The sequence below is a fragment of the Flavobacterium sp. CF136 genome (genome assembly GCF_000282055.1).
Classification (GTDB): Bacteria; Bacteroidota; Bacteroidia; order Flavobacteriales; family Flavobacteriaceae; genus Flavobacterium.
On sequence record NZ_AKJZ01000107.1, the window covers coordinates 46874 to 73258 of the forward strand.

The window sequence follows — 26385 nt, forward strand, 5'->3', positions numbered from 1 at the left end:
AACAAGTTTGAAATGAATCTATTTTGAATTGATGTTTAACTTAGGTTATAACTCATTTAACTCAAGATTATTTCTTTTAAAAAAAGCAATTTGCATAAACAGAGATAATAGAATAGTTAATATTGCGCCAATAAAATTCAGCCATAAATAACCTAATTTTTCCTGACCACTTGGATAAATATATATCATAAAATAATAAATGATAAAAATAGTGATCTGACTAATAATTGCACTGCAAAACATAGATTTGGCCTGAACACGTTTTAAATAAAATCCAACCAAAAAGATTCCTAAAACAGTTCCATAAAATATAGAACCAATAATATTTACCAGCTGAATTAAATTCTCAAATAAAGTTCCTACACAGGCAAAAAGTATGGCAATAATTCCCCAGAAAAGAGTGAAAAATTTGGTAGCATTCAGATAATGTTTTTCCGATTTTTCGTTTTTTAGATTACGCTTATAAATATCAATTGCGGTAGTAGAAGCTAATGCATTTAATCCTGAAGCTGTTGAAGACATTGCTGCCGAAAGAATCACAGCGAGTAATAAACCGATAAGTCCTTTAGGTAAATAATGCAGGATGAAATGAAAAAACACATAATCTTTATCATTAGTTTCACTGTTACTGTCAGCTTTAGAAATAATTTCTTTGGCCCGGTCGCGTAAGTCCTTTTCCTTGTTTGATAATGTAACCAATTCTTTTCGCAAAATCGGATTGTCATAATCCTGATTCAATTGTTCGATATACAAGAGATTAATCACTTTTTTATCTTCAGAAAGTTTATTTAGTTTGTTTTCTAAAACATGATACTCATCTTTATAAGCTGATTTTTCAATGATAATTTTATTATTGGGATTAAAATTGAGAGGTACAGGATTGAATTGAAAAAACACAAAAACCATCACTCCCGTCAGTAATATAAAAAACTGCATCGGAACTTTTAACAGTCCGTTCATGATCAATCCCATCTGGCTTTCTTTAACCGATTTTCCGGATAAATAACGTCCAACCTGTGATTGATCTGTTCCGAAATAAGCAAGTGCAAGAAAAAAGCCTCCTGTGATTCCGCTCCAGATTGTATATTTTTCTTCGGGATTAAAGGAAAAATCTACAATATTCATTTTGTCATTTGCACCGGCAATATGCATTGCGCTTGAAAATGTCATGTCCTGAGGCAAATAATGAAGGATTAGGAAAAAGGTGATAAACATTCCGGTCATAATCACAAACATTTGCTGCTTTTGAGTCACATTTACGGCTTTTGTTCCTCCGGAAAAAGTATAAACAATAACTAAAAGACCAATAATAATATTCATGAAAGTTAAATTCCAGCCTAAAAGTGCCGAGAGGATAATTGCCGGTGCATATATAGTCAGCCCCGTTCCCAATCCTCTTTGAACTAAAAACAAAATGGCTGCCAATGAACGTGTTTTTACATCAAATCGCTTTTCCAAAAACTCATATGCGGTAAATACTTTGTGTTTATGGTATAGTGGAATAAAAGTTACACAAATAACAATCATTGCAATTGGTAATCCGAAGTAGAATTGCACAAACCCCATTCCGTCATGATAAGCCTGACCCGGAGTAGATAAAAAAGTAATCGCACTGGCCTGAGTAGCCATGACTGAAAGACCTACTGTGTACCATGGTGTTTCATTATTTCCTAAAATAAAGTCCTCAACATTTTTACTTCCTTTGGTTTTCCAGGAGCCATATCCTACAATAAACAGAAGAGTAACAATTAGTACAATCCAATCAAATAGTTGCATAGTTTATGAGTATAATTGCATGATTAAGAAAAAAATAACAATGTAAATTGCATTAGCAACCAATACATACGTGTAGCTTTTTTTCCATTTTTTTTGTTTTTTAGCTTCCATTTTCTGACTGTTTTTAAGGCTTTAATTCTTGTTTAGGAGCTTCTATAGGTTGTTTTAACGAAATAATATTCGATAATAATCGGTAAGCACCCGAAACTCCTTCCGGCAATTCTCTAAAAAAACTTAGACCAGTGTAAATATAGTATCCTTTTCCATAAGGAGCGATCAATAAAGCACCATCTTTTGATGATTCACCCTTATCATGTGAGGATATAATAGGAGTAAAGGCACGATCATATTGATCCGGATAATATAAGCCCTGCTCTTGTGTCCAGCCTTCAAAATCTTTTGTACTGATTTTGTTTGGCGTGTTTAAAACAGGATGATTAGGTGCTAAAAATGTAATTTTTGCATTCTCTTCTGTTACACGATCATTCGAAATTTTAAGTGGATATGGTGCAATCTTATCTGTAATAAGTTTTCCATTTGTATTGTATTGCACAATCATTGTTTTTCCTCTTTTTACAAAATCAAAAAGAATCGATTGTTTGTTGGCTAAAGCATTTACAGTGTTATAGGCACGTATTCCTGTTATGACAACATTAAAGGAGTCTAATTTTTCAGGTGTAATTTCTTCCGGTTTCAAAATGATTACCTTATATCCCATTTGGGCCAGACTTTCCGGGACTTCATCGCCAGCACCCATTACATAGCCAATTGTATCGCCTGTAGTCTTTAAATCGATTTTTAAGAATTTTGATTCGGCTGGTTTCAAAACCATTTGTTTTGTAATATGACCAAAATCGATTATAGTTTCGTCTTTGTCAAAGCGCTGATCGTCAATAATAACGATGCTTTTTGCGATAGCTTCTTCCGGGTTTGACGGAGGGATAACTTCAAAATAAAAAGTTTGCTCCATACCTTTTTTATCTAATGAAAACGGAATTTGTTTTGGAGAAACTATCCAGTTTTTAGGCAATTCCAGTTGTAAATTTCCTTTAACGGCATCTTTACCGGCACGGACTTTTACCGGAATCATTTTACTTTTATTATCTTTAAAAATGAGAACTTTTTCAAGTATAGAAGAGGTAACTTCCGGTACAATATCAAGAAAATTGTACATTTCGCCTTTTACTCCGTCGTTGTATTTATAGACTACAGTTCTTTCAAAGGGAATATCAACACCATTAATTCTCACATTAAAAATAACTTTTACTTCTCGGATAATATCCGGAAGTCCTATGTTTTCCTGATTAGAAACCGTATACATTCCAACACTGGCTTTTTCTTTCAACCAATAGGGCTGAGTATATTCGATTGTGTCGGGAAGCTGTATTTCAAGTTTTAATCGTTGGTCTATATTGTTTTTTAAGATAAAACTCTTTTTAATCGTGGTTATGTTGTCTGGTAACGAAGTTAAGCCTGTCAATTGCATTTCAATAGAGCATCTGTTAATGGCTTCGAGATTTAATTTAATTGTATTTCCGGGCGTAGCTTCCTGTTCCTCTGCAACAGCCTCTAAATATAAACCCGAACTGGAGGCGATGATGTTTTTTATAGCATCCGATTTTATATCTTTCCAATGGGTATCTTCCAAATCCTGAATCATTGAATACGCTTTTACCAAATCTGGAATACTGGCTGATGGATTGCTGAAATTGTAATTTGCAATAATTTTAGAAATCAATTCACCAATCGACTTTCCATTTTTTACACGATTCCATGAAGTATCAATCCCATCAAACAAATCATTGCGGTTTTGTGGAGTTTCACCATTGATAAGTTCCAAATATTCCGATTCATCACCACGGCTTCCTGTACTTCCGAAACCTTGGGACTGATGACGGCTGCGGCTTAAAGCGGCAATTTCCTGATTAGATTTCCCTATTCCGGAATAATAAACTCCCGTTTGTAATGTGGTAAATTTGGACTTATTAGCAGCATCAAACTTTTCCTGACTTCCGTAAAACCACCAGGAAGTATTAAAAAATTGACGTTTAACCTGCCAGGGAGTTACATATTTCAGTTGTTCCGGATATATTTTAGTATTATTTGTCAAATCAAAACTCTCAACACTTAACATTGCTGATGAAGTATGGTGTCCGTGGGTTGTTCCCGGCGAACGATGGTCAAAACGGTTGATAATTACATCAGGCTGAAATTTCCTGATTGTCCAGATTACATCGGCAAGGACCTTATCTTTATCCCAAATCTTTAAAGTCTCATCTGGGTTTTTTGAATAACCAAAATCATTGGCACGCGAAAAAAACTGTTCACCACCATCAATTTTTCGGGCTTCAATTAATTCCTGGGTTCTGATAACCCCCAGTAATTCACGCAATTGAGAACCAATTAAATTTTGACCTCCATCACCTCGGGTTAGTGATAAATAACCTGTTCTGGCATTTACTTCATTCGATAAATACGAAATCAAACGCGTATTTTCATCATCAGGATGTGCTGCAATATATAGAACCGAACCCAAAAAGTTTAATTTTCTAATTTGATTATAAATCTCAACAGAATTCGGTTTTTGTGGCTGTTGTGCAAAAGAAATTTGAAGACTGATTAAGAAAACTAAAAATGCCTGTATCTGAGTTTTTCGCATAGTGTGATTAGTATTTTTGAAAGAGCTTCAAAAATACTAATTATATCCTTGAACAGTATTTAAATGAAATGTTAATGTTCAATTTTATTTCAGATTTTAAAATACGTAATTTATTTTTCAGGAGCTATTTCCAGTTGTACACTATATCTTTTGTGGCAAACCCTGCCATAAAAGGATGCCGTTTCCATCTGGGCTGTGACTTTTTGTTTTCATTAAAAAATCATAGATAAAAACTCAGAACCTTTGTATTTAGTATCCCTAAGAAAAATACTTTTTCCTAAACCAAAAAGCGACATTTACAAGGGCAATCAAAGCAGGAACTTCAACCAAAGGACCAATAACACCTGCAAAAGCCTGTCCGCTATTAATTCCGAAAACACCTATAGCAACTGCTATTGCCAATTCAAAGTTGTTTCCTGTGGCTGTAAATGCAATCGCAGTACTTTTTGAATAATCAGCACCAAAATACTTTCCGATAAAAAAGCTAATGACAAACATCACAACAAAATAAATCACTAAAGGAATAGCAATCCGAACGACATCCATCGGGATTTGAACAATCAATTTGCCTTTTAGGCTAAACATAATCACAATTGTAAATAACAAGGCAACTAGTGTTATAGGAGATATAAAGGCAACATATTTATTCTGAAACCATTCTTTACCTTTAAGTTTTATCAGACTATAACGGCTTATGAAACCAAGTGCAAAAGGAATTCCTAAATAAATACCAACACTTTCCGCAATTTGCCCAATACTTATATTGACATTAAAGCCTGTATAACCAAAATAGGGAGGCAAAATAGTGATGAAAATATAAGCGTAAACACTATAAAGTAAAACCTGAAAAATACTGTTTAAGGCTATTAACCCTGCGGCATATTCTCGATTTCCATCGGCAAGGTCATTCCAGACAACGACCATTGCAATACAGCGCGCCAATCCAATTAATATTAAACCAATCATGTATTCAGGATGTCCTTTTAAAAACAAAAGTGCCAGTAAAAACATCAAAATTGGTCCCACAATCCAGTTCAGGAATAAAGAAGCGCCCAGAACTTTTGTGTTTTTAAAAACTTCTCCCATTTTTTCGTATTTCACTTTTGCCAAAGGCGGATACATCATCAGAATAAGCCCAATTGCCAGCGGAATATTTGTAGTTCCACTGGAAAAGGAATTAATAAAATTTCCACTCGACGGAATAAAATAACCAATAGAAACACCAATTATTATGGCAATAAAAATCCACAATGTTAGAAAACGATCCCAAAATCCCAGTTTTTTTCTTTCTGCAATGGGAGCACAATGATTTATAGCCATTATTTTTTAAATGTGTGTTAATTTATATAAGTTTATTTAACACATAGATGCATAGTTATACTTTCCTTAAAAGTGTTTCACTTTAAATATTACCGCATAGCAAAATGTCTCTAAAAGTGAGATAGCTATGTGTATTTAAAATAAGTAAAACGCCTATTTTTGAACCTTAAAAAAGCTATGTTTTTATGTGTTTAAAATAATTAGACCCAATTGGTTTTATTTTTTTATTTGAAAAAAAACATAAAACATTTCAGTTGCAATTTGCAAACTGCGTTCCTGATACTTCTCAGTTTGCTGTGGTGTATTATCAAAAGCTTTTGGGTCTTCAAAAGTAACTGGAATTCTTTTTTCTGCCCCGGCAATAAAAGGACAACCATCATCAGCATTGGAGCAGGTCATAATAGCTGCAAAACCACTTTCAGGATTAAAATCATCGTCATACGTTTTAGAAAAACCTATAACCGGATACCCGTTTTCTGCAAATTTTATCGCATAAACCGGATTATTCTCTTCTGAAAGTTTTTGAATTTTAAATCCGGTATTTTTTAAAGTTTCGGCAACTTTAGGAAATAAAGCTGTAGCTTCTGTACCTCCGGAGTAGCAAAAAACATTTTTAATTTCGTAATAATGTGCTGCAGTTTGTGCCCAAATTTGCGATAAATGACTACGTCTTGAATTGTGTGTGCAAATAAAATTCAGCCGAATATCTTCTTGATTTTTAACTTTCAACTGAATAAAGTCAATAAGTGGTTGTAAAATATTTTTGCGTTCAAATGTAATTTCTTCAAAATTAAAAGATAATGTAACTTCTTTTATTTTAGTCAATAAGGTTTCTTTATTTAACATATTAATTTAATTAACAGCAACTTCCACCAGGAGTGCATGAATTAGTACTATTGGCATTAAGTTGGGTAAGATTTAGTTTTGTTTTTTTAGCAGGAACTCCACATTGCTCTTTTGCAAGGCAAGCTGTTTGTTTGTTCAGTAGTTGGAAATCTTTACCGTTGAAATCCAAATCATATTTGCCAATGGTAGTATCCTGATATTCAACTTCGATTTCAAAATCTTCTATACCTAAAACTTTTTCGGAAAGTGCTATAATATGAATTAGTTTTTGAGGTTTTAAGCGATGCTCAAAATCATTTGCATCCCAAAGTTGAAAATTTACAACGGTTTCTTTGCGGACAGTTCCGCCACAATCAATGAAGTTTTTGGTGATTAGGCCCACTTCGGTTACATGAAAATGTTCCGGTACGAAGTTTCCGTTTGGTAATTGAAAATTTACTGTTTCTACGGTTTCCAGTATGGTTTTAATTTCTGAAAGTTTCATAATTTTTAATTTAATTGTTTATTGCAATATTGCGATTTACCTGATTAAAAAAAAGCCTAGCAACATTTTTGATTTGTAGTAGTTAGAATAATTTTAGAAAAATAATCATTCAAAATAACAAAGACCTTTTCATCAATACAATAACAAATTGCATTTCCTTCAACGTTTCCTTTAATAAGACCAGCGTTTTTTAACTCTTTCAAATGCTGCGAGATTGTAGGTTGGGCAAGAGGAAGTTCGTTTACAATATCGCCGCAAATACAAGTATTCACTTTAAGTAAATATTCGATAATGGCAATTCTGGCAGGATGTCCCAATGCTTTTGCAATTATTGCAATTTGATTTTGTTTATCAGTAAAATGATCAGTTTTAGTTGCGCCCATTTCTAAATTTTTATATTGCAATATTACGATATTGTTTGTTATGAAAAAAGAAAATAATTAAATATTTTCTTTAATCTTAAAAATATAGCTAATTAATTTATTCTTTTTTGAGCTGTAAATAATAACTGCAACAATAAGTCAAAGGACATTCTTCACATTTGGGCTTTGGACGGCAGGTTTCTCTTCCAAGAAATGAAATGGCCATACCAATTTCTGACCAGATATTTTTTGGAAGGGCTTCAATCAATTGTTTTTCGACCTTGTTGCCGTCTTTGCTTTCTTGTACGATTCCTATTCTGGGAGCAACACGAATTACGTGTAAATCAGTGATAATTCCTTCAGCAGGCTGATGTGTTTCCCTTAGAATTACATTAGCAGATTTTCTGCCTAAACCTTTCAAAGCCGTTAATCCATTCATAGTTAATGGGATGTCTTTGTCATTTTGGACAGTTTTGGCAATTTCTAACAACCACCCGGTTTTTGTTGCATGATTTCGAACCTTGCTTACATAAGGTATGAAGGTTTCAGAATCTGTTTTTGCTAAACTTTTTAAAGTTGGGAATTTAGCAAACAGAGCGGGGGAAATAGTATTTATATTGGCATCAGAATCCTGAGCAGACAATACAACCATTACGAGTAATTGATAGGTGTTTTGATATTCCAAAGGATGTTTCTTCCCTTTGTATTTCTTCAGAATGGGTTTTAAATCATTTTCCCAATTCGATGTTTGTCCGAATAAGTCCATTTGATTTTCATTAAATTAATTGTTTCCCTGAATGAATTTTATAATTTTTTTAATCACACTATGATTTCCTAAAATTTTTCGATGTCCCAATCCTTCCGTTAGAAATAAAGAACCGTTTTTAAGATGCTTATGAATATGAATTCCGGCTTTTACAGGAACTTCGGGATCGTTTTTATCATGAATTACCAAAGTAGGAATCTCAAGCTCTTTTGCTGCTTTATAAGCTGAAAAGTCATCCATCTTAACTTGATATTTATTTTCAAAATAATCACGTAAACGAATACTAATTTCGGGTTTTAAACCCAATTTAAAAACAAATTCATCTAAAATATCTTCTACCACATCACCACTACCTATAATAACAGCTTTTTTTACATTTAATCCTTTCTTGACAGCATTCAAAACAGACATTCCGCCCAGTGAATGTCCAATGGCGATTTCAAAAGGACCATATTGTTTTTCAATTTCTAAAATGCAAAGAATAAAATCTGACATAATAGCTGTTTTTCCTTCAGATTTTCCATGAGCCGGTGCATCAAAACTAATGACAGAAAACCCATTTTCAAGTAATTCATCAGCAATTTTAAACAATTGTGTACCACGTCCGGACCATCCGTGTACGACTAAAATTCTTTTATCACTTTTGCCATATTCATAAACCATAATATTCTTATTAATTGATGGAATATGAATTCTATTTTGGATACTCCCGGAATCCATATGCATTTCTCTTTTTGGAATCTTGTGTTTTATAGGTGTTGTAAAAAGTTTTGCAGCATAAGCAGTAACTAATTTAGAGGAAATAAGAGCACATAATTTACTGGTGACCCTTATAAATTGTGGAATTTCTAAAGATTGAGTTGGATTAGGAATCTTTTTTGGCATATTGATAATTTTTTTTTATAGTCTCGATTTTGTTTATTTTTTCCTAAATTTAAAAAACATAAAAGTACCACAATTAATAAAAGCTTACAGAATAATTTAACTTACAATTTACTCTAAATATTAATTTCTAAAATGGAAATATTTCATATCAGTGCAGAATGTTACCCCATGGCTAAAGTAGGAGGTTTGGCCGATGTTGTTGGGGCATTACCTAAATATCAAAAAAACGCAGGTCATCAGGTTAGGGTTGTGGTTCCGTGCTATGATACAAAGTTTAAAAATGAAAATGATTTTGAGTGTGTACATTGGGGAAACGTAAAGCTGGGAAATTTTGATTTTCCGTTTAGTGTCCTAAAAGAAAATACAGATAAATTAGGCTATGAATTATACCTGATAGAAATTAAAGAATTATTTGACCGGCCAAATATATATGGTTATGAAGATGATATCGAACGTTTTTTGTCTTTTCAAATAGCAGCTTTAGATTGGATTTTAGCACGAAAAACAATTCCGGATGTTATTAATTGTCATGATCATCATACCGGATTAATTCCGTTCATGCTTAAATACAGTTATAAATATGAAGTTTTGAGTAAAGTCAGAACGGTTATAACCATTCATAATGGATTGTATCAGGGCTGGTTCGGATTTGATAAACTACACTATATCCCTGAGTTTGATTTAAAACATGTTGGTTTTTTAGAATGGAATAATAGCCTGAATTCCCTTGCGGTCGGAATTAAGTGTGCTCATGCGGTTACGACGGTTTCACCAAGTTATCTGGACGAGATTAATATTTCGGCGAATGGGCTGGAATCATTATTTAATATGGTTCGTAACAAATCAACAGGTATTTTGAACGGAATAGATATTGAAGTTTGGAATCCTTTAAAAGATAAAATGCTGGAAGAAAATTTTTCTATAGCGGATTTTGAAACAGGCAAGCAAAAAAATAAAGAAAAATTGTGTGAGCAATTTGATTTAGACCCAACAAAACCCCTGTTTAGTTTTATTGGCCGTTTATTCGAAGAAAAAGGAGGTGATTTATTACCTCAGGCTTCGGCATTGGCATTGTCTGAAAATTTCGAAAATATCAACATCTTGATTTTAGGATCAGGAAATCAGGATATTGAAACACAATTATTGCAATTAAGAGGTGATTATAAAGGTAATTACAATGTTTTTGTTGGATATAATGAAGAGCTGGCACACTTGATTTATGCTGGTGCTGATTTTATTTTAATGCCATCAAGGGTTGAACCCTGTGGATTAAATCAGATGTATGCCTTGCGTTACGGAACAATTCCTATCGTGAGAAGAACGGGTGGTTTGCGTGATACCGTAATTGATTTTGGCGATAACGGAAACGGAATTTGTCACGATCAGGCTTCGGTTGGAGATGTTTGTTATTCTATTAATCGTGCGGTAAAGTTGTATAGTGATAATGAAAAATTTAATAAAATAAGAAAAACAGGAATGTCAATTGACCATTCCTGGGAAAGAGTTTGTCAGGAATATATCGAAACATACAACCAAATAATTCAAAAAAATGAAAGTTAACAAAAAAGGAGTAGTTGCCATTATTTTAGGAGGTGGTCAGGGATCACGTTTATATCCATTAACAGAAACAAGATCAAAACCAGCTGTTCCGATTGGCGGAAAATACAGATTGGTAGATATTCCTATATCTAATTGTATCAATTCGGATATTTTTAAAATATTTGTGCTTACCCAGTTTAACTCGGCTTCGTTAAATGCACACATTAAAAACACATTTAATTTCAGTATTTTTAGCCAGTCATTTGTCGATATCTTAGCAGCCGAACAAACTCCTGATAATCCAACATGGTTTCAGGGAACTGCGGATGCTGTTCGCCAATGTATGTCACATTTCTTAAAGCATGATTTTGAATATGCCTTAATTTTATCCGGTGATCAATTGTATCAAATGGATTTTAACGAAATGCTGGAAGCTCATATTGCGGCAGATGCAGCCATTTCTATAGCTACTTTACCTGTAAATGCAAAAGATGCCCCGGAATTTGGAATTCTTAAAACCAATCATGAAAACTGCATTGAAGCTTTTATAGAAAAACCGGATGCGTCGCTTTTACCTGAATGGGAATCTGAAGTAAGTGAACAAATGCAGGCCAAAGGAAAAAAATATCTGGCCTCAATGGGAATTTATATTTTCAATCGTCAATTATTGATAGATTTAATGGCTAATCCGGATACTAAGGATTTTGGAAAAGAAATTATTCCGCAAGCCGTTGGAAAACATAAAATTTTAAGTTACCAATATGAAGGATATTGGACAGATATTGGAAACATAGATTCCTTTTTCGAGGCAAATATTGGCTTGACAGCAGATATACCGGAATTTAATTTGTTTGATAATGAGAATAAGATTTTTACACGTCCGAGATTATTGCCTCCTTCAAAATTCAGAAACTCAAATATCAACCAATCTCTGATTTCTGAAGGCTGTATCATTAATGCCCAGGAAATTAAAAGTTCTGTAATTGGTATCCGATCGAGAATTGGTGAAGGAACAGTTATTCAGCATTCTTATGTCATGGGGAATGATTTTTATCAGGATCTGGATGAAATGAATCAGGATACCGCCAACAATAAAATACATGTTGGAATAGGAAATAATTGTTTTATAAAAAATGCTTTGGTTGATAAAAATGTACGAATAGGAAACAATGTTCATGTTAACGGAGGCAAACATTTGGAGAATTTTACCAATGATTTGTACACTATAAAAGACGGTATTGTTGTGATTAAAAAAGGAGCTGTGCTTCCGGATAATTTCAGAATAGATTAATGTTTTAGGCCCTAGTAATTAGTTTTTAGTGATTAGTAAAGAGTGTTACTTTGTACTAAATACTAACTACTAATAACTACGTATCAAAATCAAAAAAACTAATTACTAAGTACTAGGTACTAATTACTAAGAACTCAATATATGTCCAACGTTATTACGCATTCTCTATTTACTGATTTTGATATCGATTTATTCAAAGCAGGGAAACACTTTAAATTATACGAAAAGCTAGGTGCTCATTTGGTAGAAGTTAATGGAGTGAAAGGCGTTTATTTTGCCGTTTGGGCCCCCACAGCCCAATCTGTTTCGGTTGTTGGAGATTTTAATTACTGGACACAGGGAGAGCATTTGCTTCAGGTACGCTGGGATTCTTCCGGAATTTGGGAAGGATTTATTCCAAATTTAATCAAAGGAGCAATTTATAAATATAAAATTCAGTCCAATATCAACGGAATTGTAACTGAAAAGGCCGATCCCTTTTCTTTATATTGTGAAAAACCGCCTCATACAGCTTCTGTAGTCTGGGATTTGGATTATAATTGGAAAGACGATAAATGGATGCAATCACGTCAGGAAAACAATGCTTTGGATAAACCTTATTCGGTTTACGAAGTACATTTAGGTTCCTGGAAACGTGGCGATCACAATCGGTTTTTAACTTATTTGGAACTTGCGGATGATTTGGTGGCTTATGTTAAGGAAACAGGATTCACACACGTAGAGTTTATGCCCATTATGGAGTATCCTTACGATCCGTCATGGGGATATCAGCTGGTTGGATATTTTGCGCCTACTTCACGTTTTGGAAAACCGCAGGATTTTATGGTGCTGGTAGATAAATTGCATCAGGCAGGTATTGGTGTGATTTTAGACTGGGTTCCATCACATTTTCCTGACGATGCACATGGTTTAGGATTTTTTGACGGGTCACATTTATACGAACATCCTGATCGCAGAAAAGGATATCACCCGGATTGGAAAAGCCTTGTTTTTAATTACGCCCGTAATGAAGTCCGCGCTTTTTTAATTAGTAATGCCGTTTTTTGGCTGCAGCATTATCATGTTGATGGTTTACGGGTTGATGCAGTAGCTTCTATGCTGTATTTGGATTATTCTAGAAATGAAGGCGAATGGGAACCTAATATTTATGGTGGAAGAGAAAATTTGGACACCATTAGTTTTCTTAAAGAATTCAATGAAGTTATTTATGCTAATTTTGATGGTGTTCAGACAATTGCAGAAGAGAGTACCTCTTTTCCTATGGTCTCCAGTCCAACCTTTGCCGGTGGTTTAGGTTTTGGAATGAAATGGATGATGGGATGGATGCACGATACTTTAAAATATTTTCAGAAAGAAACTGTTTATAGAAAATACCATCAAAATGATTTGACTTTTTCAATGACTTATGCTTTTACCGAAAATTTCATGCTGCCTTTTTCGCATGATGAAGTGGTGTACGGAAAACAATCAGTTTTGAATAAAATGCCTGGTGATGAATGGCAGAAATTTGCAAACTTAAGGTTGCTTTATGGCTATATGTTTACCCATCCGGGAACCAAATTATTATTTATGGGTTCTGAATTTGGTCAAAGTTCCGAATGGAATTTCGAGAATAGCCTGGATTGGCATTTATTGCAATACGACTATCATGCAGGGATTAAAAAAGTGATTACTGATTTGAATCAATTATATAAATCACATCCGGCTTTGTATGAAAAACAATTTAGTGGAGAAGGTTTCGAATGGATTAATTATTCAGATCATCAGAATGCTGTTTTATCTTATATCAGAAAAGGAATTAAACCGCAGGAGAATTTAATAATTGTCTGTAATTTTACTCCCATTATTCGTGAAAATTACAGAATTGGAATTCCTCAAAAAGGAATATTAAAAGAAATTTTTAATAGTGATTCTCAGCTTTATGGCGGAAGCGGAGTTGGTAATTCAGGGGTATTAAAAATTGAACCTTCACCGTATGATGGCAGCCATTTTTCCATCGAATTGATTCTGCCTCCTTTAAGTGTTACGGTTTATTCATTTGTGCAGTAAAAATTATTTTTTCAGGCGCTGTGATTTTATGATTTTTTCAGATATAAATTACCGAATTGTTTATTTTTTGACATGTAATTTATCACTCAGTCAAAAAAAACGTTTTCGTGAATAAACCTAATATTCATACAGGCTTACTTAGTTTTTTTGTATGTTTGGAACAGAAGAAGAGTTGGTTTAATTAATTCGTTAGCAAATATGATCGTAAATACACAATTAGAATATAAAGGAGATTTGTATCCGTCAAAAATTGTGTCGCATGAACACCATGGAGACTCCATTTTTTTTCATACGGACAATAAGGTAATCTTAAAAGTAACAATTCTAAGAGATAGTTTAATTCGGTTTCGATTTACTACCAAAGGCTATTTTAGTAATGACTTTTCGTATGCTATCGACAAAAGCCAATTACATGGATATAACTTTCTTGAACTTACAGAAGAAGAAACTTTTTTTCTGATCAGAACCAGTAAGGTCAAATGTAAAATTCAAAAAATAGATCTTCGTTTGTCAATTTTTGATTTGAATGACCAACTGATTTTGGAAGATGAACTTGGATTTCATTGGGAAGAAAGCTATGAATATGGAGGGAATATTGTAAAAATGAGTAAATCTTCTAAAGACGGAGAATGTTTTTACGGTCTTGGAGATAAAGCTACCCAAATGAATTTAAAAGGCAAAAGAGTTGAAAATTTTGCTACCGATCAATATGCCTATCAAAAAGATCAGGAACCATTATATAAAGTAGTTCCGTTTTATATTGGCTTACAAAATAAACAATCATACGGTATATTCTTTGACAATACATTTAGGACTTTTTTTGATTTTTGTCAGGAAAGAAGAAATGTTACAAGCTTTTGGGCTGAAGGCGGCGAAATGAATTATTATTTTGTTTATGGTCCTCAGATGCAGGATGTAGTCACCACTTATACAGATTTGACCGGAAAACCGGAACTGCCACCGCTTTGGGTTTTAGGATATCATCAATGTAAATGGAGTTATTATCCGGAGAGCAAAGTAAAAGAAATTACATCTAAATTCAGGGAATTAAAAATCCCATGTGATGCAATTTATTTGGATATCGATTATATGGAAGGGTTTCGATGTTTTACCTGGAACAAAGAATATTTTCCGGATCCAAAGAAAATGGTTGCAGAATTAGCCGAAGATGGATTCAAAACAATTGTAATTATAGATCCGGGAATTAAAATTGATAAAGAATATTCGGTTTATAAAGAAGCTTTAGAAAAAGATTATTTTTGTAAAAGAGCTGATGGACCTTATATGAAAGGGAAAGTCTGGCCAGGCGAATGTAATTTTCCTGATTATACAAATCCTGTTGTTCGTGAATGGTGGGCAGGATTATTTAAAGAATTAATCTCGGATATTGGTGTAAAAGGCGTTTGGAACGATATGAACGAACCTGCTGTTATGGAAGTCCCAAATAAAACTTTCCCAATGGATGTTCGTCATGATTATGATGGAAACCCTTGCAGTCACAGAAAAGCACACAATATTTACGGTACTCAAATGGCAAGGGCAACCTATCATGGTGTGAAAAGATTTGCTTACCCGAAACGTCCATTTGTAATTACGCGTTCCGCTTATTCAGGAGCGCAGCGGTATACATCATCCTGGACAGGAGATAATGTAGCAACGTGGGAACATTTGTGGATTGCCAATATCCAGGTACAGCGTATGAGTATTTCCGGAATGGGTTTTACAGGCTCTGATATTGGTGGATTTGCAGAACAGCCAACAGGGGAATTATATGCACGCTGGATTCAGTTAGGTGTTTTTCACCCTTTTTGCAGAACACATTCTTCCGGAGATCATGGCAATCAGGAGCCTTGGGCTTTTGATGAAGAAGTGATTAATATTACACGTAAATTTATTAATTTGCGTTATCAATTATTGCCTTATCTGTATACCATGTTCTGGCAATATATTGAAGAAGGAATTCCAATGTTAAAACCTTTGGTGTATTATGATCAGGATGATACCCAGACACATTATAGAAATGACGAATTTATATTCGGAAACCAAATATTAGTATGCCCGATACTTGAACCTAATTCTTTAGGCAGAAGAATGTATATTCCAAGAGGGGAATGGTATAACTATTGGACAAATGAATTTGTAACAGGAGGCAGGGAAGTCTGGATTGATACTAAATTTGATGAAATTCCGGTTTTTGTAAAAGCAGGTGCTGTAATTCCAAAATATCCTGTACAGCAATTTGTTGGGGAACTTGAATTTGATGAATTGACACTTGATTTATATTATAAAAACGGTAAGGAGAAATCTGTAGTTTATGAAGATGCCCAGGATGGATACGATTATAAAAAAGGGCGTTACAGCTTTTTATCTTTCAGGACTATCGGGAAAGAAAAAGAACTAATTGTTCAGTTACATAAAGAGGGTAAATATGATACATCTTACACTAAATATAAGATAAACTTAATAGGATTACCGTTTAAAGTTACTGAAATAGAAATTGATAATGAAAAAATTGAGTTTGATTCAGTTACTTTAGAAGCAAATCATTTCTTAATTGTTGATAAAGAGTTTAATGAACTTCATATTAGTGGAGAATAAGTTATGAGACATTTTTGATAAATAAAAAAACTTGTTAGTTTCTAACAAGTTTTTTTTATGCCTATTAAGGTTTTATTACAAAAAACTAAGCAGGAATCTGCTGGCTCAAACAATGTAAAGTTCCAAATCCCCAAATAAAATCGATGCAACTAATTCCGATTACTTCACGATCCGGGAAACATTCAGATAGAATATTCAAAGCAACTCTGTCGTTACTATCATTAAACGTCGGAACTAAAACACAATTATTCAAAATCAGGAAATTAGCATAACTCGCTGGTAATCTTAAATCTTCAAAATCAACACGTTTTGGCATTGGCAATGCAACAATTATTGGTGATTTTCCATCTTCTAATTTTGCATTTTGTAAACGTTTCAAATTATCCTGTAACGGTTTGTAGTTTGAATCGTTTTTATCAGTTTCTACAATTGTTACAATCGTATCTTCATTTACAAATCGGCATAAATCATCAATATGACCGTGAGTATCATCACCTTCAATTCCGTCTCCTAGCCAAATTACATTGGTAACACCAAGATATTCTTTAAAAACAGCTTCATAATCTTCTTTGGTAAAACCCGCATTTCTAACCTGAATTGTCGGATGCATCAAACATTCTTCAGAAGTCAGTAAAGTTCCTTTTCCGTTTACATCAATTGCTCCGCCTTCAACAATTACTGGCTTTCCTTTATACATCACCTGCGTTAAGGGAACATCAATAAAGTCAGCTATTTTACCCGGAACAAATTTATCTAGCTGATAGTTTTTATATTTTGCCCAACCATTAAAATTAAAATTCAAAGCTTCTCTTTTTGAACCATTTTTTACAATAATGGGCCCGGAATCACGCATCCAGCTTCTGTTTGTTTTGTGAATGATAAAAGAAACATTCGCAATATTTACTCTTGCTCTTTCGAGTATTTCTGTTACTTTTTCTTTTAATTTTTCATCTGCTACGACCAAAAAAACAGTTTCAAAAGAGGCTACTTTTTTAATAAATTCTACGAAAGCCCATTGAACAGCTTCATATTTTCCTGGCCAGTCATTACCATTATGTGGAAAACACAATACAATTCCTTGTTGTTTTTCCCATTCTGCAGGGAATCTTCTATTATTTGTTGACATAAAATGGTTCTAAATTTAAAAAGAGTACAAAGGTAATGATTCGTAAGGATTATAAAAACAAAAAGGCTTTTCCTACTGTAAAAACAGATGGTAACCCTGGAAATATTCCTAAAGGTGAAAAACTATAAAAATCTATCAGTCAGGTTTAAAACAATATAAAATAAGAAAATCAAAAAAGGAGTGAATGCTAGTTTTTAATGAAGTATTAATAACTATTTAGTATATTTTATGAAATAAAATGTTAAATATGGGAATTATGTAACACTAAATGCAACATGTTGTGACGCATGTAATATAATTTTGACATAAATTTTAAATAAAACCAAACATAAATTTAAACATCATGAAAAAGAAATTATTATTAGTATCATTTTTGATCGTATCGTTTGCTACCAGTGCTCAAGATATGACAACAGCTTCGGCAAAACCTTCAATTGACAAACCTGATTATAACAGATGGTCGATTGAACTAAATGGCGGTGTTAACAAACCAATGAGAACGATGACGGCAAGTTACGCCACTGCAACCCTTAATCCGTTTCACGCTGATTTAGGAGTAAGATATATGATTGATCCAAAATTTGGTTTTAAACTGGATTTTGGATATGATAAATTTCAGGAACGCGATAATACAGCTCCGTTTGAAAGTACATATTTAAGAACAAGTCTGCAAGGAGTAATCAATATGGGAAGAGCTTTGAACTTTGAAAACTGGACCGATACTTTTGGGTTACTGGTTCATGGTGGAGTTGGAGTTTCTCAACTAACATCTAAGAATGGTTTTGATGGAGAAGATTATATGGGTAATGGAATTCTTGGCCTGACCGGCCAAATTAAATTAAGCAATAGAGCTGTTCTGACTGGTGATCTTACAGGAATAGTTAACGGAAAACAAAACTGGAACTTCGACGGAATGAGTGTGGCCAGAACCGGTCCTTTTGATGGTGTTATATTAAATGCATCTGTTGGTTTGACATTTTATTTAGGTAAAAATGAAAAACATGCTGACTGGGTTGGTGAAACTGATAAATATGGGGAACTGGAAAGAAGAGTGGAGTTAGTTGAAAAAGGCCTTTTAGACACTGATAAAGATGGTGTAGCTGATTTGTATGACTTAGAACCAAATTCTATTACCGGAGTTGCTGTAAATACAAAAGGACAATCTATTGACAATAATCAAAATGGTGTACCGGATGAATTAGAAAGCTATCTGGAAAAAACATACGGACAAAACGGTAAAGGCGTTACAGATAGTACTGTTGAGGAACTTATTAACGAAGGATATGTAAATGTTTATTTTGATTTTAACTCATCAAAACCAACGAACGCTTCTTTATCCGGTGTTGACTTTTTGGTAAAATATTTGAAAAACAATCCATCTAAAAAGGCCGATATTATAGGGTATGCTGATGAAATTGGAAGTACAAGTTATAACCAAACGTTATCACAAAAAAGAGCTGAAGCAGTTAAAAATATTGTAATCAATGCCGGAATTGATGCTTCAAGATTGAATGTTAGCGGTAATGGAGAAGATGCTTCTGTTAACAAAAATTCAAAAGAAGCCCGTCAGATTGTAAGAAGAGTTACTTTTAAAGTAGTAGACTAATATTTTAAATAAAACTTATAAAAAAGCGGTCTCAAAATATTTTGAAACCGCTTTTTTATGATTTAAAATCCATAATTAGTCAATTGCTCTTTTGGTTATATCTCCAAAAGCATCAATTCTTCTATCTCTGAAGAAAGGCCAGTTCTGACGTACATTTTCCTGAAGATCCAAGTCAACTTCGGCAATTAAAATTTCTTCCTGATCATGAGATGCCTGCGCTAAAATTTCACCTTGAGGACCAGCAATAAACGAAGCTCCCCAAAACTGAATTCCGTCAGTTCCATCAATATATTGTTCTAAACCAATTCGGTTTGCTGCGGCAACGAAAACACCATTTGCAACAGCATGTCCTTTCATAACATTCATCCACGCACCATATTGGTTTTCACCGTATTGTTCTTTTTCTTTTGGATGCCATCCAATTGCTGTAGGATAAAATAATACTTCTGCACCTTTTAAAGCTGTAATACGAGCTGCTTCAGGATACCATTGATCCCAACAAATAAGAGTTCCGACTTTTCCTTTTTTAGTCTGTATTGCCTGAAAACCTAAATCACCTGGAGTGAAATAGAATTTTTCGTAAAAATGTGGATCATCCGGAATATGCATTTTACGGTATAAACCTGCTTCTGTTCCGTCCGTATCAATAATATAGGCACTATTATGATAAATTCCAGCCATTCTTTTTTCGAAAAAAGGAACAATAATAACCACTCCTAATTCTTTTGCCAGTTCGCTAAAAGCAATAAATGAAGTGCTGTAAAGTGGTTCTGCCAATGCAAAATTATCTACATCTTCACTTTGGCAAAAATAATGACTGCTATATAATTCAGGTAATAGGATAACTTCTGCACCTTTATTGGCAGCATCTTTTACCCAACTAATACATTTTTTAAGATTATTTTCGGCAACGTCGTTAAGATTCAACTGAACAACGGCTATTTTATATTTTCTTTTCGGCATGACATAAAATTTAGTGTGCAAAAATAGTAATTTTTTAGCCGAATGGCAAAGACAGCCGAAAGGTCTTATGAAATATATCTTTAGATCTAAAAACAAAAAAACACCAGTACTACAAACTGGTGTTTTAACTATTAAAAAAAGTAATAAAGTAAAATATTTATTGTTTTTTGGTTAAAGTTACATTGCCATAATTAGAATTGACCATGATTTTATTTTGCCCTTTCTTCTTATTGAATCCGCTTACTCTTTTCTTATTGCTTTTGTTTTCTGAAACCGAAATATCCAAAGAACCGTCTTTTTTTATATTTCCATATTTGGTATTAATATCAAAATCAAAAGCATAATTTGTATCATAGCCCAAGGAAACATCAGAATAACCAGAATTAATATTGACATTATTAGCATTTTCCGTTAAGGCTGCAATATTTATTTTGCTGTAATTGGTATCTATATTTATATTATTTGAAATTTCGGCAATATTGACAGTCAGGTAATTACCGGACCCTGAAAATGAGTTTATTTTTTGAAATTTAAAATTTCCGTAATTACAATCGTATTTAATATTTTGTCCTTCAGAAATAACCAAATCTGTGTAATTTGTATCTAAATTCAAATTTCCGGAATCATTTATTTTTAAGCCAGAATATCGAGCTTCAATTGTTCCGTTTTTAATGTAATCAATATTTGAATTTTGACAATATTCAATTTGAATTCGATTGTTCGACCCATTTAGTTTTCCAAGGGTAACTTTGCCATATTTACATGCGATATCAGTTGTTGATTCTAAATTTATTGCTGCAATATTTCCGTATTTATTGTTTAGTTTTACGGTTCCGTTTTTTGGGATTTTAATCACATAATTAATCTCAAAACAGTTACTGCTTCCTTTGCTTTTCAAAGATGAATTCCCAATTTTAGTAATAGCCGTAACCATAGACTTAAGAGCAGTAATATCAACATCAATACTATTTAGTTTTTCGTTTACCCAATTTTCGTTTCCACCGGTAACTTTTATGGTAATTTCAAGATCGATTTTATCTTCATCCCATGTTGAGACAGTGATATTTCCATATTTATTGTCAATATCAATTCCCGCATTCGAATTGACGATATAGGTTTTTTTGATGCTTTTTTGTTTTGAGATAAAAGTATCATCATTTGAAAACCCTAAAAAGGGAATCAGGATAAATAGGATGAGTATGTTATAATGTTTTTTCATGTGTAGTATTTTTTAAATTTTCGTTTTCTTCAATTCGTTTTAAAACCGTTTGTAAAAATGAAATACGGGTTTGGAGATTGTTGATCATAGCATAAATAATCTGCTTGTTTTCACCATTTTTTTCTAGCTCATTTATGATTTTCTGATAATCGGTATCAAAAACTTTCATTTGTTTAAGAGCGTCCTTTATGATTTGCTCGTTTTCAGGAGAACTTTTCCCTTTTAATTTAACCAGTTCATTATCAATTAATATGCTAAAAATAGAATCTGTTCTTTTGGTTTCTTTGGATGCAAATTTGTATTCCTTAGGTTTTTCATTATTGTAAAAAACTGATATTCCCAGCAACAGGACAATCGAAGCGGCAATTCCCAAAACAGCGTAATAATTTTTCTTAGGTCTCTTTTTATTATTTAATTTATTTAAGAAGTCAAGCTGATGATCAGAATTCATTTCCTGTACATCCCACTGATTTTCAAATTTTTCAAATAATTGATCTAAATTGTCATTTTCCTTTTTCATATATCCAAAATTTATTTTTCAAAGGTGATATATGGTATCGTCTTTTATTTATTACTGTTTGTTTGCACAAACAGATTTTTAGTGACGATTTCATACTTCCTCTAATTTTTTTCGCAAACTTTCTTTAGCTCTGCTTAATGTAGTCCTGCAATTGGCATAACTGATATTTAAGATTTCGCTAATCTCTTCCTGATCATAACCTTCAATATAAAAGAGTGTTAAAACCATTCGGTAACTATCTTTTAAACCTGAAATAGTATCTAAAACCTGTTTCACTTTAAGTGAATTTAAATCGATATTCTCAGAAAAAAGAGTATCGTTTTCTTCAATTTTATAAAGTGTTTTGTTCAGGTCTTCCATCTGAAAAGCATTATTCTTTTTATAAAAATCAATACTATAATTAATGATGATTTTTTTAAGCCATGCTCCAAATGCAACTTCCTGTTTATAATCGTTGATTTTTGTAAAAGCTTTCAAAAAACCTTCCTGCATGACGTCTTGTGCAAAATGTTCATCTTTTACAATTCTGTAAGCCACATTGTACATAGCTTTACAATAACGATTGTAAACTTCAAATTGTGCTTTTTGATTGTTTTCTTTACAAAGTTTGATTAACTCTTCGATATTTTGATTGGTTATGTTCAAGTAATGATTGCTGGTTTTATATAAATGACCTTCCTTTTTTTGATTTGTTACAGTTTTGATAAAATTAATTGTAATTTTTGGAATTGCAGTTTTCTAAGTTGATTAACAAGTATGTATTTTATGCATGAAAAAGATATGGCTGCATTTTTAACTAGTTGAGTATTAATGCTTGCTGTTGTTTTAATTAATTGGTTATTAAATTTGTTAAAAAAAGCATAAAACAAATCATTTTTTGTAGTATTTTCGCACACGAAAAATAAATTTAAGCTATGAAAAAATTAAACAAATGTGTATTTGTCCTGTTTTTAATAACAGGTTTTATGCTAACATCATGTAGTAGTGATGATTCAAATGAAAACACTGCTGAGGAGTCTACAGGAGATTACTGGCCAACTGCTGTTGGTAATCAATGGGTTTTAGACCAAAATGGATCTGAATCTGTAATGAAAATTGTTAGTTCAGAAAAAATAAATGATGATACTTATTTTAAGTTTGATCAATTTGCCGGAGTAGGTGAAGAAGTTTCAGGGGGAGCAACAGTTTCAATCAAAAAAGTTAAAGGTGATTACTATATAAAGTTAAATGATATTGTTTTCAACAGTGAAGGAATTACAGGTAAAATCACAGGATATGAATTTATTCTATTAAAAGATTATCTGGAAGCCAACCAAACTTGGACAGGAAGTTTTAGCCAGGAAACCTCATATAATATTCCTAATTTTCCTAATATTAAAATGACGTCAAAATATACAGGGACAATTTTAGAAAAAGGTGTAACAGCTACAATTAAAGGAGTTTCTTATAAAGACGTTATTAAGTTTAAAATTCATCAGGAATCTAAAGTTGAAGGTGAAGGTGCAGTTTCTGTTGATACAGAATATTGGGTTGCAAAAGATGTTGGAATTATTAGATCAAAAACTGGTGATTCAGTAAGTGAATTAACTTCATACATAAAAAAATAAAGTTTTTAAAATTAAGATTATGAAAAACCCGAAATCAATTTCGGGTTTTTTGTTTTTATAAAAGTTGTTAATAAACTCACGGTTTTGAACTGAATAAAATAAACTTTAAGTTTGTTTTGGCATAATGATTGTCTATTTTTATGACCTAACTTTCAAAGACAATTTTTAGCCTGATTTTATTTAAAACACAGCTTTCATAGTTTGTATTTGAGATTAGAACAAACATTTTAATGACAAAACGACTTATATATTATTATGTCAAACCATAAAATACTTACTATTGACAATCTGTCACTTCAGGAATTTGACTCGGAAGCAGAATTAATTCCATTATTAACTCCCGAAGACGAAGAGGAAATGAACAATGAAGAGCTTCCGCTTTCGTTACCAATTTTACCTTTACGAAATACCGTTTTATTTCCGGGTGTTGTTATTCCGATTTCTGCAGGAAGGGATAAATCAATAAAATTAATTAATGATGCAAATGCCGGCGGAAAAATTATCGGAGTTGTTTCACAGATTAATGAAGAAGATGAAGATCCGTCAAAAGATGATATTCATAAAATAGGAACTGTAGCAAGAATTCTGCGTGTTTTAAAAATGCCTGACGGAAATGTTACGGTTATTTTACAAGGAAAAAAGCGTTTCGAAATTGACGAAGTAGTTTCAGAAGAGCCCTATATTACGGCAACTATCAAAGAAGTCTCGGAAGAACGTCCTGATGAAAATGATACTGAGTTTACAGCTATTTTAGATTCTGTAAAAGAATTGGCTATTCAAATTATTAAGGAAAGTCCAAATATTCCGTCAGAAGCAACTTTTGCAATTAAAAATATTGAAAGCCAATCATTTTTGATCAATTTTGTTTCATCGAATATGAATTTATCGGTAAAAGAAAAACAAGGTTTGCTATCGATAAACGGATTAAAAGACAGAGCACTTGAAACCTTACGTTATATGAACGTAGAGCTGCAAAAATTAGAATTGAAAAATGACATTCAGTCAAAAGTTCGTTTTGATTTAGACCAGCAACAACGTGAATATTTTCTTCACCAGCAAATGAAAACCATTCAGGAAGAACTGGGCGGCGTTTCGCAGGAAGAAGAAATGGACGAGATGGGGCAGAAGGCAAAAACCAAAAAATGGGACGAAAAAACGCAGAAGCATTTCGAAAAAGAATTGTCTAAAATGCGCAGAATGAATCCGCAATCACCTGATTTTGGAATTCAGCGTAACTATTTGGAGTTATTTTTAGAATTGCCCTGGGGCGAATATTCTAAAGATAAATTTGATTTAAAATTCGCTCAGAAAATATTAGATAAAGATCATTTTGGACTTGAAGAAGTTAAGAAAAGAATGATTGAACATCTGGCAGTATTGAAACTTCGTAACGATATGAAGTCGCCAATTATTTGTTTGACAGGACCTCCGGGAGTTGGAAAAACATCTATTGGCCGTTCTGTTGCTGAGGCTTTAGGCCGTGAGTATGTTCGTATTTCATTAGGTGGTTTACGTGACGAAGCAGAGATTCGCGGGCACAGAAAAACGTATATTGGAGCCATGCCGGGACGAATTATTCAGAGTTTAAAAAAAGCAGGAACATCAAACCCGGTTTTTATTTTAGATGAAATTGATAAATTGTCAAACGGAAATAGCGGTGATCCATCTTCAGCCTTATTGGAAGTTTTAGATCCGGAGCAAAACAGTTCTTTCTATGATAATTTCCTTGAAATGGGGTATGATTTGTCTAAAGTGATGTTTATTGCAACTTCAAACAATATGTCAGCCATTCAACCGGCTTTGCGTGACAGAATGGAAGTAATTAAAATGTCAGGTTATACTATCGAAGAAAAAGTAGAAATTGCCAAAAGACATCTTTTCCCAAAACAATTGGAAGCACACGGATTGACTGCCAAAGATTTAACAATTGGTAAGAAACAGTTAGAGAAAATCGTTGAAGGTTACACACGCGAATCCGGTGTTCGCAATTTAGAAACTAAAATTGCCCAGGTAATTCGTAATGCTGCAAAAGCCGTTGCGATGGAAGAGGAATACAACAAAAAAGTTACTGACGAAGATATTATTACTGTTCTGGGAGTGCCAAGATTAGAGCGTGACAAATACGAAAATAACGATGTTGCCGGAGTAGTTACAGGTTTGGCCTGGACAAGTGTTGGTGGAGATATTTTGTTTATAGAATCGTTAATTTCTGAAGGAAAAGGCGCTTTGACCATTACCGGAAATCTTGGAAATGTCATGAAAGAATCAGCGACTATTGCTTTGGAATACATTAAAGCTAATGCTAAAAAATTAGGCTTAAGTGTAGAATTATTCCAAAAATACAATATCCATTTACACGTTCCGGAAGGGGCAACACCAAAAGACGGACCAAGTGCGGGTATTGCAATGCTGACTTCATTAGTATCATTATTGACTCAAAAGAAAGTAAAGAAAAGCTTAGCCATGACTGGTGAAATTACGCTTCGTGGAAAAGTATTGCCTGTTGGCGGAATTAAAGAGAAAATCTTAGCTGCGAAAAGAGCAAATATTAAAGAAATCATTTTGTGTTATGAAAACAAAAGTGATATCGATGAGATCAAAGCAGAATACCTGGAAGGCCTGACTTTTCACTATGTAAAAGAAATGAGTGAAGTTTTGGCTTTGGCTTTGACAGATCAGAATGTAAAAAATGCAAAAACATTGAAATAAAGTTTCAATAAGACTCCTGGGGTCTTGAATGTTTCAAATATAAATTCCAAATTTCAATCT

The 26385-nt window shown here is 33.1% G+C and carries 20 protein-coding genes; 7 read left to right on the forward strand and 13 right to left on the reverse strand.

Annotated features, from left to right (window positions below):
- Nucleotides 1-45: 45 nt before the first annotated feature.
- The 8 genes from PMI10_RS20900 to PMI10_RS20935 form a co-directional block, all read right to left on the reverse strand.
- Nucleotides 46-1776, reverse strand: a complete 1731-nt coding sequence (locus PMI10_RS20900; RefSeq protein WP_007811554.1) for a sodium:solute symporter — start codon at nucleotides 1774-1776, stop codon at nucleotides 46-48.
- Between the two features lie 124 nt (nucleotides 1777-1900).
- On the reverse strand, nucleotides 1901-4435 hold the full coding sequence (locus tag PMI10_RS20905; RefSeq protein ID WP_007811561.1) for a PIG-L family deacetylase: 2535 nt from the start codon (nucleotides 4433-4435) through the stop codon (nucleotides 1901-1903).
- A gap of 258 nt (nucleotides 4436-4693) precedes the next feature.
- Nucleotides 4694-5755, reverse strand: coding sequence for an ACR3 family arsenite efflux transporter (gene arsB, locus PMI10_RS20910; protein ID WP_007811563.1), 1062 nt, complete (start codon nucleotides 5753-5755; stop codon nucleotides 4694-4696).
- Nucleotides 5756-5971: 216 nt separating this feature from the next.
- The gene (locus tag PMI10_RS20915; RefSeq protein ID WP_007811565.1) at nucleotides 5972-6601 is read right to left on the reverse strand and encodes an arsenate-mycothiol transferase ArsC; all 630 of its coding nucleotides are present in this window, start codon (nucleotides 6599-6601) and stop codon (nucleotides 5972-5974) included.
- A 10-nt stretch (nucleotides 6602-6611) separates the two neighbouring features.
- Nucleotides 6612-7085 carry a DUF6428 family protein gene (locus tag PMI10_RS20920; protein ID WP_007811567.1) on the reverse strand — a complete coding sequence of 158 codons (474 nt, stop codon included), beginning with the start codon at nucleotides 7083-7085 and terminating at the stop codon, nucleotides 6612-6614.
- A gap of 56 nt (nucleotides 7086-7141) precedes the next feature.
- Nucleotides 7142-7468: an ArsR/SmtB family transcription factor gene (locus PMI10_RS20925; protein ID WP_007811569.1), complete on the reverse strand. Its 327-nt coding sequence runs from the start codon at nucleotides 7466-7468 to the stop codon at nucleotides 7142-7144.
- Between the two features lie 97 nt (nucleotides 7469-7565).
- Nucleotides 7566-8213 (reverse strand): endonuclease III domain-containing protein, encoded by a 648-nt coding sequence (nth, locus tag PMI10_RS20930; protein WP_007811571.1) that lies wholly within the window; start codon nucleotides 8211-8213, stop codon nucleotides 7566-7568.
- Between the two features lie 15 nt (nucleotides 8214-8228).
- The gene (locus PMI10_RS20935) at nucleotides 8229-9098 is read right to left on the reverse strand and encodes an alpha/beta hydrolase (protein ID WP_007811574.1); all 870 of its coding nucleotides are present in this window, start codon (nucleotides 9096-9098) and stop codon (nucleotides 8229-8231) included.
- Nucleotides 9099-9230: 132 nt separating this feature from the next.
- Between PMI10_RS20935 and PMI10_RS20940 the strand changes: the two genes are divergently transcribed.
- The 4 genes from PMI10_RS20940 (at nucleotide 9231) to PMI10_RS20955 (ending at nucleotide 16575) form a co-directional block, all read left to right on the forward strand.
- A complete protein-coding gene (locus tag PMI10_RS20940) occupies nucleotides 9231-10658 on the forward strand; it encodes a glycogen synthase (protein ID WP_007811576.1) in 1428 nt (475 codons plus the stop codon).
- Nucleotides 10648-11928, forward strand: coding sequence for a glucose-1-phosphate adenylyltransferase (locus PMI10_RS20945; protein WP_007811578.1), 1281 nt, complete (start codon nucleotides 10648-10650; stop codon nucleotides 11926-11928). The genes PMI10_RS20940 and PMI10_RS20945 overlap by 11 nt, the downstream gene beginning before the upstream one ends.
- Before the next feature lie 141 nt (nucleotides 11929-12069).
- Nucleotides 12070-13977 (forward strand): 1,4-alpha-glucan branching protein GlgB, encoded by a 1908-nt coding sequence (gene glgB, locus PMI10_RS20950; protein WP_007811580.1) that lies wholly within the window; start codon nucleotides 12070-12072, stop codon nucleotides 13975-13977.
- A 198-nt stretch (nucleotides 13978-14175) separates the two neighbouring features.
- Nucleotides 14176-16575 (forward strand): glycoside hydrolase family 31 protein, encoded by a 2400-nt coding sequence (locus PMI10_RS20955; RefSeq protein ID WP_007811582.1) that lies wholly within the window; start codon nucleotides 14176-14178, stop codon nucleotides 16573-16575.
- An 85-nt stretch (nucleotides 16576-16660) separates the two neighbouring features.
- Here PMI10_RS20955 and PMI10_RS20960 read toward each other — a convergent pair whose 3' ends face one another.
- Nucleotides 16661-17701, reverse strand: coding sequence for an agmatine deiminase family protein (locus PMI10_RS20960; RefSeq protein WP_007811584.1), 1041 nt, complete (start codon nucleotides 17699-17701; stop codon nucleotides 16661-16663).
- 343 nt (nucleotides 17702-18044) lie between these two features.
- Between PMI10_RS20960 and PMI10_RS20965 the strand changes: the two genes are divergently transcribed.
- The gene (locus PMI10_RS20965) at nucleotides 18045-19307 is read left to right on the forward strand and encodes an OmpA family protein (protein ID WP_007811587.1); all 1263 of its coding nucleotides are present in this window, start codon (nucleotides 18045-18047) and stop codon (nucleotides 19305-19307) included.
- 75 nt (nucleotides 19308-19382) lie between these two features.
- Here PMI10_RS20965 and PMI10_RS20970 read toward each other — a convergent pair whose 3' ends face one another.
- The 4 genes from PMI10_RS20970 to PMI10_RS20985 all read right to left on the reverse strand — a co-directional run bounded on the left by PMI10_RS20970 (nucleotide 19383) and on the right by PMI10_RS20985 (nucleotide 22654).
- On the reverse strand, nucleotides 19383-20270 hold the full coding sequence (locus PMI10_RS20970; protein WP_007811589.1) for a carbon-nitrogen hydrolase: 888 nt from the start codon (nucleotides 20268-20270) through the stop codon (nucleotides 19383-19385).
- A 157-nt stretch (nucleotides 20271-20427) separates the two neighbouring features.
- Nucleotides 20428-21489, reverse strand: a complete 1062-nt coding sequence (locus PMI10_RS20975; RefSeq protein ID WP_007811591.1) for a hypothetical protein — start codon at nucleotides 21487-21489, stop codon at nucleotides 20428-20430.
- Nucleotides 21473-22009 (reverse strand): hypothetical protein, encoded by a 537-nt coding sequence (locus PMI10_RS20980; protein WP_007811594.1) that lies wholly within the window; start codon nucleotides 22007-22009, stop codon nucleotides 21473-21475. The genes PMI10_RS20975 and PMI10_RS20980 overlap by 17 nt, the downstream gene beginning before the upstream one ends.
- A gap of 90 nt (nucleotides 22010-22099) precedes the next feature.
- Nucleotides 22100-22654: an RNA polymerase sigma factor gene (locus PMI10_RS20985; protein ID WP_007811596.1), complete on the reverse strand. Its 555-nt coding sequence runs from the start codon at nucleotides 22652-22654 to the stop codon at nucleotides 22100-22102.
- 269 nt (nucleotides 22655-22923) lie between these two features.
- On the opposite strand from PMI10_RS20985, the gene PMI10_RS20990 reads away from it, so the two are divergent.
- Nucleotides 22924-23616: a hypothetical protein gene (locus PMI10_RS20990; RefSeq protein WP_007811598.1), complete on the forward strand. Its 693-nt coding sequence runs from the start codon at nucleotides 22924-22926 to the stop codon at nucleotides 23614-23616.
- Nucleotides 23617-23871: 255 nt separating this feature from the next.
- Nucleotides 23872-26325, forward strand: a complete 2454-nt coding sequence (gene lon, locus PMI10_RS20995; RefSeq protein WP_007811600.1) for an endopeptidase La — start codon at nucleotides 23872-23874, stop codon at nucleotides 26323-26325.
- Nucleotides 26326-26385: the final 60 nt, after the last annotated feature.

Bases quoted from the DNA above. Each gene is read 5' to 3' on its own strand.
- PMI10_RS20900 (WP_007811554.1), bottom strand. From the start codon at position 1,776: ATGCAACTATTTGATTGGATTGTACTAATTGTTACTCTTCTGTTTATT.
- PMI10_RS20960 (WP_007811584.1), bottom strand. From the start codon at position 17,701: ATGTCAACAAATAATAGAAGATTCCCTGCAGAATGGGAAAAACAACAA.
- nth (WP_007811571.1), bottom strand. From the start codon at position 8,213: ATGGACTTATTCGGACAAACATCGAATTGGGAAAATGATTTAAAACCC.
- PMI10_RS20915 (WP_007811565.1), bottom strand. From the start codon at position 6,601: ATGTTAAATAAAGAAACCTTATTGACTAAAATAAAAGAAGTTACATTA.
- PMI10_RS20925 (WP_007811569.1), bottom strand. From the start codon at position 7,468: ATGGGCGCAACTAAAACTGATCATTTTACTGATAAACAAAATCAAATT.
- PMI10_RS20990 (WP_007811598.1), top strand. From the start codon at position 22,924: ATGAAAAAATTAAACAAATGTGTATTTGTCCTGTTTTTAATAACAGGT.
- PMI10_RS20920 (WP_007811567.1), bottom strand. From the start codon at position 7,085: ATGAAACTTTCAGAAATTAAAACCATACTGGAAACCGTAGAAACAGTA.
- PMI10_RS20980 (WP_007811594.1), bottom strand. From the start codon at position 22,009: ATGAAAAAGGAAAATGACAATTTAGATCAATTATTTGAAAAATTTGAA.
- arsB (WP_007811563.1), bottom strand. From the start codon at position 5,755: ATGGCTATAAATCATTGTGCTCCCATTGCAGAAAGAAAAAAACTGGGA.
- PMI10_RS20905 (WP_007811561.1), bottom strand. From the start codon at position 4,435: ATGCGAAAAACTCAGATACAGGCATTTTTAGTTTTCTTAATCAGTCTT.
- glgB (WP_007811580.1), top strand. From the start codon at position 12,070: ATGTCCAACGTTATTACGCATTCTCTATTTACTGATTTTGATATCGAT.
- PMI10_RS20935 (WP_007811574.1), bottom strand. From the start codon at position 9,098: ATGCCAAAAAAGATTCCTAATCCAACTCAATCTTTAGAAATTCCACAA.
- PMI10_RS20970 (WP_007811589.1), bottom strand. From the start codon at position 20,270: ATGCCGAAAAGAAAATATAAAATAGCCGTTGTTCAGTTGAATCTTAAC.
- PMI10_RS20965 (WP_007811587.1), top strand. From the start codon at position 18,045: ATGAAAAAGAAATTATTATTAGTATCATTTTTGATCGTATCGTTTGCT.
- PMI10_RS20945 (WP_007811578.1), top strand. From the start codon at position 10,648: ATGAAAGTTAACAAAAAAGGAGTAGTTGCCATTATTTTAGGAGGTGGT.
- PMI10_RS20955 (WP_007811582.1), top strand. From the start codon at position 14,176: ATGATCGTAAATACACAATTAGAATATAAAGGAGATTTGTATCCGTCA.
- PMI10_RS20940 (WP_007811576.1), top strand. From the start codon at position 9,231: ATGGAAATATTTCATATCAGTGCAGAATGTTACCCCATGGCTAAAGTA.
- PMI10_RS20975 (WP_007811591.1), bottom strand. From the start codon at position 21,489: ATGAAAAAACATTATAACATACTCATCCTATTTATCCTGATTCCCTTT.
- lon (WP_007811600.1), top strand. From the start codon at position 23,872: ATGTCAAACCATAAAATACTTACTATTGACAATCTGTCACTTCAGGAA.